Annotated in this window: 12 protein-coding genes; 6 read left to right on the top strand and 6 right to left on the bottom strand. The window is 63.4% G+C overall.

Annotated features, from left to right (window positions below):
* Positions 1–17 precede the first annotated feature (17 nt).
* From rng to mreB, 6 genes are all read right to left on the bottom strand, one after another.
* Positions 18–1,475, bottom strand: a complete 1,458-nt coding sequence (gene rng, locus LW136_RS17175) for a ribonuclease G (RefSeq protein WP_003302857.1) — start codon at positions 1,473–1,475, stop codon at positions 18–20.
* Positions 1,476–1,560: 85 nt separating this feature from the next.
* Entirely contained in the window at positions 1,561–2,151 is a 591-nt protein-coding gene (locus LW136_RS17180) for a Maf family protein (RefSeq protein WP_046617928.1), read from the bottom strand.
* Between the two features lie 95 nt (positions 2,152–2,246).
* The gene (locus tag LW136_RS17185) at positions 2,247–3,395 is read right to left on the bottom strand and encodes a PEGA domain-containing protein (RefSeq protein ID WP_234175274.1); all 1,149 of its coding nucleotides are present in this window, start codon (positions 3,393–3,395) and stop codon (positions 2,247–2,249) included.
* A 194-nt stretch (positions 3,396–3,589) separates the two neighbouring features.
* On the bottom strand, positions 3,590–4,078 hold the full coding sequence (gene mreD, locus LW136_RS17190) for a rod shape-determining protein MreD (RefSeq protein ID WP_014821395.1): 489 nt from the start codon (positions 4,076–4,078) through the stop codon (positions 3,590–3,592).
* Positions 4,075–5,058, bottom strand: coding sequence for a rod shape-determining protein MreC (gene mreC / locus LW136_RS17195; protein ID WP_218972462.1), 984 nt, complete (start codon positions 5,056–5,058; stop codon positions 4,075–4,077). The genes mreD and mreC overlap by 4 nt, the downstream gene beginning before the upstream one ends.
* Before the next feature lie 126 nt (positions 5,059–5,184).
* On the bottom strand, positions 5,185–6,222 hold the full coding sequence (mreB, locus tag LW136_RS17200; protein ID WP_003302863.1) for a rod shape-determining protein MreB: 1,038 nt from the start codon (positions 6,220–6,222) through the stop codon (positions 5,185–5,187).
* 319 nt (positions 6,223–6,541) lie between these two features.
* On the opposite strand from mreB, the gene gatC reads away from it, so the two are divergent.
* From gatC to LW136_RS17230, 6 genes are all read left to right on the top strand, one after another.
* Entirely contained in the window at positions 6,542–6,829 is a 288-nt protein-coding gene (gene gatC, locus LW136_RS17205) for an Asp-tRNA(Asn)/Glu-tRNA(Gln) amidotransferase subunit GatC (protein ID WP_014821398.1), read from the top strand.
* A 17-nt stretch (positions 6,830–6,846) separates the two neighbouring features.
* Positions 6,847–8,298 (top strand): Asp-tRNA(Asn)/Glu-tRNA(Gln) amidotransferase subunit GatA, encoded by a 1,452-nt coding sequence (gatA, locus tag LW136_RS17210; RefSeq protein ID WP_230355859.1) that lies wholly within the window; start codon positions 6,847–6,849, stop codon positions 8,296–8,298.
* 11 nt (positions 8,299–8,309) lie between these two features.
* Positions 8,310–9,755, top strand: coding sequence for an Asp-tRNA(Asn)/Glu-tRNA(Gln) amidotransferase subunit GatB (gene gatB / locus LW136_RS17215; RefSeq protein WP_230355862.1), 1,446 nt, complete (start codon positions 8,310–8,312; stop codon positions 9,753–9,755).
* Between the two features lie 140 nt (positions 9,756–9,895).
* Positions 9,896–10,297 carry a septal ring lytic transglycosylase RlpA family protein gene (locus LW136_RS17220; protein WP_014821401.1) on the top strand — a complete coding sequence of 134 codons (402 nt, stop codon included), beginning with the start codon at positions 9,896–9,898 and terminating at the stop codon, positions 10,295–10,297.
* Between the two features lie 67 nt (positions 10,298–10,364).
* Positions 10,365–11,450 (top strand): calcium/sodium antiporter, encoded by a 1,086-nt coding sequence (locus LW136_RS17225; protein ID WP_014821402.1) that lies wholly within the window; start codon positions 10,365–10,367, stop codon positions 11,448–11,450.
* Positions 11,451–11,488: 38 nt separating this feature from the next.
* A complete protein-coding gene (locus tag LW136_RS17230) occupies positions 11,489–12,574 on the top strand; it encodes a calcium/sodium antiporter (RefSeq protein WP_014821403.1) in 1,086 nt (361 codons plus the stop codon).
* Positions 12,575–12,611 lie beyond the last annotated feature (37 nt).

A 12,611-nucleotide genomic window follows, 5' to 3' on the forward strand; every position in this document is an offset into this window, starting at 1 on the left:
GGCCGGTCTACCATTGTTCAGAGCAACACCACGTCGTACTGTTCCTGGGAGTACATGCTTTCCACCTGGAACTTGATCGAGCGACCGATAAAGGCCTCCAGGTCGGCGACATTGCCCGACTCCTCGTCGAGCAGACGATCGATCACCTTCTGATTGGCCAGCACCCGGTAGCCTTCCGCCTGGTAGGCCCGCGCCTCACGCAGGATCTCGCGGAATATCTCGTAGCAGACGGTCTCCGGCGTCTTCAGCTTGCCGCGCCCCTGACAGCACATGCAGGGTTCGCACAGCACCTGTTCGAGGCTTTCGCGGGTGCGCTTGCGGGTCATCTGCACCAGGCCGAGTTCGGTGATGCCGATGATGTTGGTCTTGGCGTGATCGCGCTCGAGCTGCTTCTCCAGCGTGCGCAGGACCTGGCGACGATGCTCCTCGTCCTCCATGTCGATGAAGTCGATGATGATGATGCCACCCAGATTGCGCAGCCTGAGCTGGCGGGCAATGGCAGTGGCCGACTCGAGATTGGTCTTGAAAATGGTTTCTTCCAGCGTGCGATGACCGACGAATGCACCGGTGTTGACGTCGATGGTGGTCATCGCCTCGGCCGGATCGATGATCAGGTAACCGCCGGACTTGAGCATGACCTTGCGCTCCAGCGCCTTCTGGATCTCGTCCTCGACGCCATAGAGATCGAAGATCGGCCGCTCGCCCGGATAGTGTTCGAGGCGGTCGCCCAGCTCGGGCATCAGCTCGCCGACGAACTGGGTGACCTTCTGGAAATTCTCCCGCGAATCGATACGGATCTTCTCGATCCGCGGATTGACCAGATCACGCAGGGTGCGCATGGCCAGAGAGAGGTCTTCGTAGATCACCGTGGGCGCTTCGACGGTCTTGATCTGACTGGCGATCTGCTCCCACAGACGGCGCAGATAGCGGATATCCATGAGTATCTCGTCGCTGCCGGCCCCTTCAGCCGCGGTACGCAGGATGAAGCCACCGGCTTCCTGGATGCCCTCTGCCTCAACGCATTCGGCAACGACCTGCTTCAGCCGCTCGCGCTCGGCTTCATCTTCGATACGCAGGGAAATGCCGACATGGCTGGTGCGCGGCATGTACACCAGGTAGCGCGATGGGATCGACAGCTGCGTGGTCAGGCGCGCGCCCTTGGTGCCAATGGGGTCCTTGGTGACCTGCACCACCAGACTCTGGCCTTCGTGAACCAGGGCGTTGATCGGCTCGACCGCATTACCCTCGCGGGCGGAAATCTCGGAAGCATGGATGAACGCGGCCCGATCCAGCCCTATGTCGACGAACGCCGCCTGCATACCCGGCAGGACGCGCACCACCTTGCCTTTGTAGATGTTGCCGACGATGCCGCGGCGCTGGGTGCGCTCGACATGCACCTCCTGCAGGACACCGTTCTCCACCACCGCCACCCGCGACTCCATGGGGGTGATGTTCATCAGGATTTCTTCGCTCATTGTTGTTCTCGGCGGTGGCTTGATGTGCAGCGCTAGCTGGTGGTTGAGTCGATTCTAACCGGCCTGCGCGCCGAAGCCACAGGCTCTAGCTTGAGCCTTTGGTCCAACGTGGAAGCCCGAAGGCGTCGATCAGCTGCGCCGTTTCACATAACGGCAGGCCAACCACCGCCGAATAGCTGCCGTGCAACTGGCTGACGAACACCGCGCCCCAGCCCTGGATGGCGTAACCGCCCGCCTTGTCCGCCGGCTCTCCGCTATCCCAATAGCGTTCGGCTTCGGCTTCGTCGATGGTACGGAAGGTCACCTCGCTGATGACCACACGCACCTCGCAGGCACTTCGACTGGCCAGCGCGACGGCGGTCATGACCCGGTGCGTACGCCCGGATAACGCCGCCAGCATGGCGAGCCCGTCGGCACGGTCGGCAGGCTTGCCGAGAATATGCTGATCGAGCACCACGCTGGTGTCGGCACCCAGCACGCAGCCGTCGCGATCCCCCAGACTGACGAGCCCGGCGAGCGCCTTGTCGCGCGCAACGCGCTCGACATACGCCTCGGGCGACTCGGTTGGCGATGGCGTTTCATCGACGGACACGCCGACGAGAGAAAACGGCACGCCGATCTGCGCGAGCAATTCGCGGCGGCGGGGTGATGCCGAGGCAAGAAACAGAGCGCCCATGGCAGTTCCTCAGACGGTAAAGCGACAGCGTCGCATATCCGGGGTGCGTCGAGGAAGGCGCAGAGGACCGGCGTAAGGACTACGCCGGGCATGCATCAGAACTTGAAGTTGACCACCTGATCACCCTTGAGCGACAGCGTGCGCTTCTGGGTAATGCCACCGGAGGTGACCTGAATGTCATAGACACCGCTGTCGAGCACCAGCGAAACCGGCGTGGCGCCATGCTCCTTGTCGTTGATGCGGACCCGATCATCGTACTTGTTGCTACGCACGATCAGCGAGTGGGTCTTGCTGTCGCATTGCTCGTAGGGCACATTGAGGATCGCGCACGGCATCATCTTCTTCGCCGTGATGGTCGCCTCGACGTTCATCTGCGCGTTGACGGTGCCGTCCAGGCTCATGCTTGCCTGGGCGAAGTCGGTACGTGTGCGGTAGCGGTACCAGGCGGTATCCAGTTCGACATCGGCAACCTGCTCGCGGATATCCTCGGCCAGCACACGCTGGTAGTTTTCCAGCACCCATTGCGACATCTGACCATCGTTGCGGTGCTCGGCCAGGCAGGCCGCGAGGCTCTTGCTGGCGGAACAGCGGAACGAAACCGACTGCTCGAAGCGGATGGTCTTGTCCAGCTTGCGGGCAATGGCCTGAATCTTCTTGCTGTTGCGCTCGCGAACCTCGGCCGCCAGCTGGGTCTTGAGACGATCGACGTCACGCGCGGCAAGCGAGAACTTCAGGTGCTGGCTGCCGAGATCCTTCTCCAGAGCTTCGACGCGTTCGCCAATGGCTTTCTCGGCTTCGGCACTACGTTTGTGCTCGTCCAGCAGCTCATCGAGACGCTTGCGCTCGGCGCTCTGACCGAGGAAGTCGTCGACCTCCAGGCGAATCAGCTTCTTGCTGTTGGCCAGCTGCAATTGCACGGCAGCGAGCTCGCTCTTCTCGGCTCGCAGCGCATCTTCAAGCTTCTGCTTTTCAAGGAGAATGGCGTCGAGCTCTGCAATCTTGCCGGCCAGCTGCTCGGCGCGAGGCGAATCGGCAGCGGACTCAGAGGGAGCGGTAACGGTGGAGAGCGTACCTGGGGCCGACAGCTTGGCCAACTGAGGGGCCTGCGGGGCGCTATCGGCCTGAGAGTAACCAGTGCTCATGACCAGCGTCATCAGCAGCGACCCTACCGCGCCGGCAGCCAGCACCGCACGGGCGCCACGAGAGCCTTGCGGCCTGGAAAAAATCGAACTGCCAGCTTCCATACTCATCGCCCGTGCTGTTGTGCTTATCGTCTTCTGAAGCAGAAACCAGTAATGGCGGAACGCCATAGCGGCAGCATGATTTCAGAATTGCTTTGGAGCAGCAAGGCGTAAGCCGTGCCCGGCGGCACAAACCCACACAAAAGATCAGATTTTTTCAGCGCAGAGTACGACGGACGAAATCGACCGGGCGTTGGTCAATACACCGCAAATCGCTGACGCAGCCCCTGCAACGCGACATAAACCCAAGGCCAGAGCAATGCGCTGACCGGCACAGGCACGAGGAACAGCAGCGTCGGCGGCCGATTACCGGTCAGCGTGTTCAGCCAGAGCTGCACCAACTGGGCGAGGCCGAGCACAACCAGCAGCACCATGCTCTGTTGCCACAGCGGAAACATGCGCAGGCGTTGTTGCAGGCTCAGCACCAGAAAAGCGATCAGAATCAGCGGCAAGGCGCTCTGGCCGAACAGCGTGCCGGCCAGCACGTCCTGCGCGAGCCCGAAACAGAACGCGGCGCCCAGCCCACCGCGATGCGGCAGAACCAACGACCAGAAGGCGATGACCAACCCCAGCCATAGCGGCCGTGCGATCTCCGCGCTGCCGGGCATGGGCGCGACGCTGAGCAGCAGCGCGATCGTCAGGCTGAACCAGATGACCCATCCATTATTTGGCCGCCCGCTGATCATTGCGCCTCCTCCGATACCGTTGTCGACGACGAAGCGGCGGGCGCCTGCTCGGAATCGCTCGTTTCAGCCCCCGCCTCAGCAGCGGGTGCGGGCGCAGGTGCGGCTGCCTCCGCGCCTTCGGCAGCGGCTTTCTGATCGGCATCGGCCTGGGCCTCGGCAGCGTCGGCGGCCCGCTCTTCCGGCGTCCGCGAATCGCTGAAGACCAGCATCAGATAGCGGCTGCGATTGAGCATGGCGGTCGGCACCGCACGTACGATGGCGAACGGCTGGCCGGAGCCGTGCACCACCTCGGTCACCTGCGCCACCGGATAGCCGCTAGGGAATCGCTGACCGAGCCCGGAACTGACCAGCAAATCTCCTGCTTTGACATCAGCCGTTTCGGCCACATGGCGCAGCTCGAGATAGTCCGGATTGCCGGTGCCCACGGCGATCGCACGCAGTCCGTTGCGGTTGACCTGCACCGGAATGCTATGGGTGACATCGGTCAGCAGCAGCACGCGCGCGGCATACGGCAGCACCTCGACGACCTGCCCCATCAGGCCGCTGGCATCGAGCACCGGCTGCCCCATGAAGACGCCGTCCTTCTCGCCCTTGTCGATCAGGATGCGATGGGTGAACGGGTTTGGGTCCAGTCCGATCAGCTCGGCGACGATGACCTTGTCATCCACCAGCGCCGCCGAGTTGAGCAACTCGCGCAGGCGCACGTTCTGCTCGGTGAGCATCGCCAGCTTCTGCAGGCGCCGCTGCATCAGCAGCGCCTCGGCCTTGAGCTTCTCGTTCTCGGCCATCAGGCTGCTGCTACTGGCGATCTGCTCGGTCGCACCTCTCCAGATCCGCACCGGCATGTCGGCGACCCAGTAGAACGGCGTCAGTACCAGCCCCATCTGGCTGCGTACCGTCTTCAGCGCGTCGAAGCGTGCATCCACCACCATCAGCACGACACAAAGCACGACGAACACCAGCAGGCGCACACCGAGCAAAGGTCCCTTGGCAAATAGCGGCTTGATTGCAACTACCTCACGAGTAAAAGCTTGAGACTAAACGCGACAAGCCGAAAGCCGGTGCGACCGGATCTTTCGGCTTGTCGTGAGCACAGCGGCGCAGGCTCACTCCGTGGACAGCAGGTCCATGGCGTGACGATCCATCATCTCCAGCGCGCGACCACCGCCACGGGCGACGCAGGTCAGCGGCTCCTCGGCGACGATCACCGGCAGACCGGTTTCCTGGGCGAGCAGCTTGTCCAGATCACGCAGCAGCGCGCCGCCGCCTGTCAACACCAGGCCGCGCTCGGCGATGTCGGAGGCCAGCTCCGGCGGAGATTGCTCCAGCGCGCTCTTGACCGCTTGAACGATGGTCGCCAGCGATTCCTGCAGGGCTTCGAGCACTTCGTTGGAATTCAGGGTGAAGCTGCGCGGCACGCCTTCGGCCAGGTTGCGGCCACGGACGTCCACTTCGCGGACCTCGCCGCCCGGGAAGGCGGTACCGATTTCCTGCTTGATGCGCTCGGCAGTGGATTCGCCGATCAGGCTGCCGTAGTTGCGACGCACGTAGGTCACGATGGATTCGTCGAAACGATCACCGCCGACTCGCACGGATTCGGCGTAGACCACGCCGTTGAGGGAAATCAGCGCGATCTCGGTGGTACCTCCACCGATGTCCACGACCATGGAGCCGCGGGCCTCGTCCACCGGCAGACCGGCACCGATCGCAGCGGCCATCGGTTCCTCGATCAGGAACACTTCGCGAGCACCGGCGCCGAGTGCGGACTCACGAATGGCACGACGCTCGACCTGGGTCGACTTGCAGGGCACGCAGATCAGCACGCGCGGGCTGGGCTGCAGGAAGCTGTTCTCGTGCACCTTGTTGATGAAGTACTGCAGCATCTTCTCGCAGACGCTGAAGTCGGCGATCACACCGTCCTTCATCGGACGGATCGCGTTGATGTTGCCCGGGGTACGGCCCAGCATGCGCTTGGCCTCGGTGCCGACGGCGACAACGCTCTTCTGGTTGCCGTGGCTACGAATGGCGACTACAGAGGGTTCGTCGAGAACAATGCCGCGATCGCGCACATAAATAAGGGTATTGGCAGTGCCCAGGTCGATCGACAGATCACTGGAAAACATGCCACGCAGTTTCTTGAACATGGGAAAAGGGCCCTGGGGCAAACGCGTGGGGAAAAAAAGTGCCGCAAACTCTAACAATGGTGCGAAGTTAGGGCAAGGCGAGAGTCCGCCCGCGTGGCGCCAGAAATGAGGCATTGCGTGCCAGGTCGCATGACGATGGTCGCAACTCATCCTAAGGCCGCGCACCGCGTCCACGCTACCGATAACCGCCTCGGGCATGTAAGATTGACGGCTTTTCCGGGCCAGAAAGCCCATTGCCGCGGCTCGTCCCGTGCTGCCATGCACCCCGTCCAGTCGACGGAAGGTGCAGTCCCGATTCGCTTTCCGCTGGAGATACCCGATGGCGCTTGAACGCACCGAGGTGGAGAAGATCGCTCATCTGGCCCGCCTGGGCCTGTCTGAAGCCGACCTGCCCCGCACCACCGAGACCCTCAACAATATCCTCGGCCTGATCGACCGCATGCAGGCGGTCGACACCACTGGTATCGAGCCGCTGGCCCACCCGCTGGAAACCACCCAGCGCCTGCGTGCCGATGCAGTTACCGAGAGCAACCAGCGTGATGCCTACCAGGCCATCGCACCCGCCGTGGAAGAAGGCCTCTATCTGGTTCCGCGAGTGATCGAGTGATGATGAAGGATTCCGACATGCACAACCTGACGCTTGCCGAGATCGCCCGGAACCTCGCCGAGAAGCACTTCTCCGCCGAGGAACTGACGCGCACCCTGCTGGCCCGCATCGAGCAGCTCGACCCGCAGCTCAACGCGTTCATCAGCGTGACCGACGAGCTTGCCATCGCACAGGCCAAGGCCGCCGACGCGCGTCGCGCCGCCGGCGAGAACGGCGCCCTGCTCGGCGCACCGATCGGCCACAAGGACCTGTTCTGCACCCAGGGCATCCGCACCAGCTGCGGCTCGAAGATTCTCGACAACTTCAATGCGCCCTACGATGCCACCGTGGTGGAACGGCTCGCAGCTGCCGGCACGGTTACCCTCGGCAAGCTGAACATGGACGAATTCGCCATGGGCTCTGCCAACGAGTCGAGCTATTACGGCGCGGTGAAGAACCCCTGGGACCTGACCCGGGTACCCGGCGGCTCCTCCGGCGGTTCCGCCGCGGCCATCGCCGCACGACTGTTGCCCGCTGCGACCGGCACCGACACCGGCGGTTCGATCCGCCAGCCGGCTGCGCTGACCAACCTCACCGGCCTCAAGCCGACCTACGGCCGGGTATCGCGCTGGGGCATGGTCGCCTATGCATCGAGTCTCGATCAGGGCGGCCCGATGGCACGCACGGCCGAAGACTGCGCGCTGCTGTTGTCGGCAATGGCCGGCTTCGACGCCAAGGACTCCACCAGCGTCGACCAGCCGCTGGACGATTACCTCGCCGCGCTGAGCCAGCCGCTCGCCGGTCTGCGCATCGGCCTGCCGAAGGAGTACTTCGGCGCCGGCCTCGATCCGAAGATCGCTGACGCCGTCATGGCATCCGTCGAGGAACTGAAGAAGCTCGGCGCCACGGTCAAGGAAATCAGCCTGCCGAACATGCAGCATGCGATTCCTTCCTACTACGTGATCGCGCCAGCCGAGGCCTCTTCCAACCTCTCGCGTTTCGATGGCGTACGCTTCGGCTATCGCTGCGAAAACCCGGTCGACCTCACCGACCTCTACAAGCGCTCGCGCGCCGAAGGCTTCGGTGACGAAGTCAAGCGGCGCATCATGGTCGGCACCTACGCGCTGTCCGCCGGTTACTACGATGCCTACTACCTCAAGGCGCAGAAAATCCGCCGCCTGATCAAGCAGGACTTCGTCGCTGCCTTCGAGCAGGTCGACGTGATCCTCGGCCCGACCACGCCGAACCTGGCCTGGAAGCTGGGCGAGAAGAACGCCGATCCGGTTTCGGCCTATCTGGAAGACATCTACACCATCACCGCCAACCTGGCGGGCATTCCGGGCCTGTCGATGCCGGCCGGCTTCATCGATGGCCTGCCGGTGGGTGTGCAACTGCTGGCGCCGTACTTCGAGGAAGCGCGCCTGCTCAATGTGGCGCACCAGTATCAACAAGTCACCGATTGGCACATGCGCGCCCCGACCGGATTCTGAGGAGATTGAAGATGCAATGGGAAACCGTGATCGGGCTGGAGATCCACGCACAGCTCGCGACCCAGTCGAAGATCTTTTCCGGCAGCGCCACCACCTTCGGCGCCGAGCCCAACACCCAGGCCAGCCTGGTCGACCTCGGCATGCCCGGCACCCTGCCGGTGCTCAATGCCGAAGCCGTGCGCATGGCCTGCAAGTTCGGCCTGGCGATCGATGCCGAGATCGCGCCGAAGAACGTCTTCGCGCGCAAGAACTACTTCTACCCTGACCTGCCCAAGGGCTACCAGACCAGCCAGATGGATCACCCCATCGTCGGCAAGGGTTATCTGGACATCACCCTGGAAGACGGCAGCACGCGGCGCATCGGCATCACCCGCGCGCACCTGGAAGAGGACGCCGGCAAGAGCCTGCACGAAGACTTCCACGGCATGAGCGGCATCGACCTCAACCGCGCCGGCACGCCGCTACTTGAAATCGTCTCCGAGCCGGACATCCGTTCGGCCAAGGAAGCGGTCGCCTACGTCAAGGCGATCCACGCCCTGGTGCGCTACCTCGGCATCTGCGACGGCAACATGGCCGAAGGTTCGCTGCGCTGCGACTGCAACGTCTCGGTGCGGCCGAAAGGCCAGGCCGAGTTCGGCACCCGCGCCGAGATCAAGAACGTCAACTCCTTCCGCTTCATCGAGAAGGCGATCAACCACGAGGTGCAGCGGCAGATCGAGCTGATCGAGGACGGCGGCAAGGTGGTGCAGGAAACCCGCCTGTACGACCCGAACAAGGACGAGACGCGCTCCATGCGCAGCAAGGAAGAAGCCAACGATTACCGCTACTTCCCCTGCCCCGACCTGCTGCCGGTGGTGATCGAGCAGAGCTTCCTCGACGAAGTACGCGCCAGCCTGCCGGAACTGCCGGTGCAGAAGCGCGAGCGCTTCGAGCGCGAGTTCGGCCTGTCCGCCTACGACGCCAGCGTACTCTCTGCCAGCCGCGAACTGGCCGACTACTTCGAACAGGTCAACAGCACCTGCGGCGACGCCAAGCTGGCCGCCAACTGGGTGATGGGCGAGCTGTCCAGCCTGCTCAACAAGGAAGGCCTGGAGATCGAGCAGTCACCGGTTAGCGCCGAGCAGCTGGGCGGCATGATCCTGCGCATCAAGGACGACACCATCAGCGGCAAGATCGCCAAGATGGTCTTCGAGGCCATGGCCACCGGCGAAGGCTCGGCTGACGAGATCATCGAGAAGAAGGGCCTCAAGCAGGTCACTGATTCCGGCGCCATCGAGTCGATGCTGGACGAAGTGCTGGCAGCGAATGCCGAGCAGGTCGAACAGTACCGCGCCAGCGACGAAGCCAAGCGCGGCAAGATGTTCGGCTTCTTCGTCGGCCAGGCGATGAAAGCTTCCAAGGGCAAGGCCAACCCTGGCCAGGTGAACCAACTGCTGAAGAAAAAACTCGAAGGCTAAGCTGAGCGATGGCCCTCCGCGGTTGCCCCTGCTGCAACCGCGGACATCGCTGCATCACCGCTCCCGGCATCGCCACAACGTCACGACACCTGCCGCGGGCCATCGCCGACTCAGCGATCGACCCAACGGAAGGATTGTTCATGCGCCTGACACGCTTCACCGCCCTATTGTTGCTGGCCTTGCTGGTCAGCGGCTGCGCAGATCGCCAGCCGGCTCAACCCGCCAAGGCGCCACCGACCACGCAAGAGCGCTTCAGCCAGAGCGGCAAGGCCTCCTATTACGCGCGGATGCATCACGGCCAGCGTACCGCCAACGGCGAAACCCATGATCAGAACGCGCTGGTGGCCGCTCATCGCAGCCTGCCTTTCGGCACGCGGGTGCGGGTCACCAACGAGCAGAACGGCAAGCAGGTGGTGGTACGTATCAACGATCGCGGACCATTTCGCCGCGGCCGCATCATCGACCTTTCCCGCGCCGCCGCGGCACAACTGGACATGCTCAAGACCGGCGTGATCCGCGTGCGTATCGAAACCCTCCCATGAAGGAACAGGCACCTGCAGTGATGTCACAGAGCACAGACTGCGCTACCTCAGCCACGGGAGCGCCCGCATGTCGCTGATTACCTTTGGCTACCTCATCAGCGGCCTGGTACTGCTCGTCGTCGGTGCCGAAGCGCTGGTACGCGGCGCGGCCAAACTGGCCAGCCGCTTCGGCATTCCGCCCCTGATCATCGGATTGACGGTGGTGGCCTTCGGCACCAGCGCCCCGGAAACAGCCGTCAGCGTGCAGGCGTCGCTGAATGGCAGCGGTGACATCGCAGTAGGCAACGTGATCGGCAGCAACATCGCGAACATCCTGCTGATTCTCGGCATTTCCGCACTGATCGCACCGCTGGTGGTATCCCGGCAACTGATCCGCCTCGATGTGCCAGTGATGATCGGCGCCGGCCTGCTCTGCTATGGACTGGCCTGGAACGGCAGCATCAGCCGACTGGACGGTATCCTGCTGCTCGTTGCCCTGATTGGTTACACGCTGTTTCTGGTCCTCGCCAGCAAGCGGGACAAGCCGGGACCAGGCGTCGATGAATTCGACACCGAGTTCGGCCCGGACGCTGGCGACAAGCCTTATGCCTGGGTGCTCCAGCTGCTGCTGATCCTGCTCGGCCTGGGGCTGCTGGTGGGAGGCTCGAATCTGCTGATCGAAGGTGCCGTTGGCCTTGCGCGCGCGCTCGGTCTTTCCGAGCTGGTCATCGGCCTGACGGTGGTTGCGGTCGGCACCTCGATGCCGGAGCTGGCGACCTCGGTGCTGGCGGTCATCAAGGGGGAGCGCGACATTGCTGTCGGCAATGTGGTGGGCAGCTGCATCTTCAACCTGCTGCTGGTACTCGGCGCCGGCGCCGCGGTGGCCGCGGAAGGCCTGTCCATTTCCCCCAATGCGCAGTCCTTCGACTTCCCGGTAATGCTGGCCGTGTTCGTCGCCTGCCTGCCGATTTTCTTTTCCGGGTATTGCATACGGCGCTGGGAAGGTCTGATGTTTTTCGCCTATTACCTGGCCTACACCCTGTACCTGGTGATGTTCGCCACCGGCCTGGGTGCCATCGAGCTGCTGCGCGACGCGATGCTCTGGTTCGCGTTCCCCTTGACGGCCGTCACGCTTTTGGTGATCTTCCTGCGCGCCTGGCAACACCAGCGCTGAAACACCCACTTTCTGGATTTTTTGCGGAGCGCCCCATCGTGACCCTGATGACCTTTGTCTACCTCATAGCCGGCCTGGTGCTGCTCGTTGCCGGCGCGGAGGTCCTGGTGCGAGGTGCAGCCAAACTCGCCGCCCAGTTCGGCATCTCCCCACTGGTCATTGGCCTCACCGTGGTCGCCTTCGGCACCAGCGCGCCGGAGACGGCCGTCAGCGTGCAGGCCGCACTCAATGGCAGCGGTGACATCGCGATCGGTAACGTCGTGGGCAGCAACATCGCCAACGTGCTGCTGATTCTCGGCATGACCGCACTGGTCGCACCACTGGTGGTATCGCGTCAACTGATCCGTCTGGACGTGCCGATCATGATCGGCGCCAGCCTCGTGACCTTCGGCCTAGCCTGGGACGGAGAACTCAGCCGTATCGACGGTGCACTGCTGTTCACCGCGGTGGTGGTCTACACGCTGTTCCTGATCATAAGCAGTCGCCGCGAAAAAGCTGCGGAAGTCGACGACGAGTTTGCCAAGGAGTTCGGCCTGGATGAGCCGGCCAAGCCGCATGCTGGGCTGATCAACGCTGGCCTGGTGATCGCAGGCCTGGTGTTGCTGGTGGTGGGCTCCAATTTCCTCGTCGAGGGCGCCGTGGCCCTGGCCCGGGCGCTCGGCCTATCGGAGTTGGTCATTGGCCTGACCGTGATCGCCATCGGCACCTCACTGCCAGAACTGGCCACCTCGATCATGGCGGCCTTTCGCGGCGAGCGCGATATCGCCGTCGGCAACATCGTTGGCAGCAACATCTTCAACCTGCTCTGCGTACTCGGCCTGGCCTCGCTGGTGTCGCCGCAGGCGATCGGTGTGTCTTCGAACGCGCTAGCCTTTGATTTCCCGGTGATGATCGCGGTAGCGGTAGCCTGCCTGCCGATTTTCTTCGCCGGCTACTGCATCAAGCGCTGGGAAGGCGCCCTGTTCGTCGCCTATTACGTGGCTTACACCCTGTACCTGGTGCTGACCAGTACCGGCCGCCCGTTCGCGGAAACCTTTGGCGACGCCATGCTGGGCTATGCACTGCCGCTGACCGCGATCACGCTGCTGGTCATCGCCGGCCGCGCCTGGAAAACCCAGCGCTGACAACAGGACAAACCACCGGCGGGCCTGGCTGGCCCGC

The organism is Stutzerimonas kunmingensis, from assembly GCF_021432085.1.
Lineage (GTDB): Bacteria > Pseudomonadota > Gammaproteobacteria > Pseudomonadales > Pseudomonadaceae > Stutzerimonas.

What these genes read in the sequence shown, in the direction of transcription:
- rng (WP_003302857.1), bottom strand. Translation starts at nt 1,475, where the DNA reads ATGAGCGAAGAAATCCTGATGAACATCACCCCCATGGAGTCGCGGGTG.
- LW136_RS17180 (WP_046617928.1), bottom strand. Translation starts at nt 2,151, where the DNA reads ATGGGCGCTCTGTTTCTTGCCTCGGCATCACCCCGCCGCCGCGAATTG.
- LW136_RS17185 (WP_234175274.1), bottom strand. Translation starts at nt 3,395, where the DNA reads ATGGAAGCTGGCAGTTCGATTTTTTCCAGGCCGCAAGGCTCTCGTGGC.
- mreD (WP_014821395.1), bottom strand. Translation starts at nt 4,078, where the DNA reads ATGATCAGCGGGCGGCCAAATAATGGATGGGTCATCTGGTTCAGCCTG.
- mreB (WP_003302863.1), bottom strand. Translation starts at nt 6,222, where the DNA reads ATGTTCAAGAAACTGCGTGGCATGTTTTCCAGTGATCTGTCGATCGAC.
- gatC (WP_014821398.1), top strand. Translation starts at nt 6,542, where the DNA reads ATGGCGCTTGAACGCACCGAGGTGGAGAAGATCGCTCATCTGGCCCGC.
- gatA (WP_230355859.1), top strand. Translation starts at nt 6,847, where the DNA reads ATGCACAACCTGACGCTTGCCGAGATCGCCCGGAACCTCGCCGAGAAG.
- gatB (WP_230355862.1), top strand. Translation starts at nt 8,310, where the DNA reads ATGCAATGGGAAACCGTGATCGGGCTGGAGATCCACGCACAGCTCGCG.
- LW136_RS17220 (WP_014821401.1), top strand. Translation starts at nt 9,896, where the DNA reads ATGCGCCTGACACGCTTCACCGCCCTATTGTTGCTGGCCTTGCTGGTC.
- LW136_RS17225 (WP_014821402.1), top strand. Translation starts at nt 10,365, where the DNA reads ATGTCGCTGATTACCTTTGGCTACCTCATCAGCGGCCTGGTACTGCTC.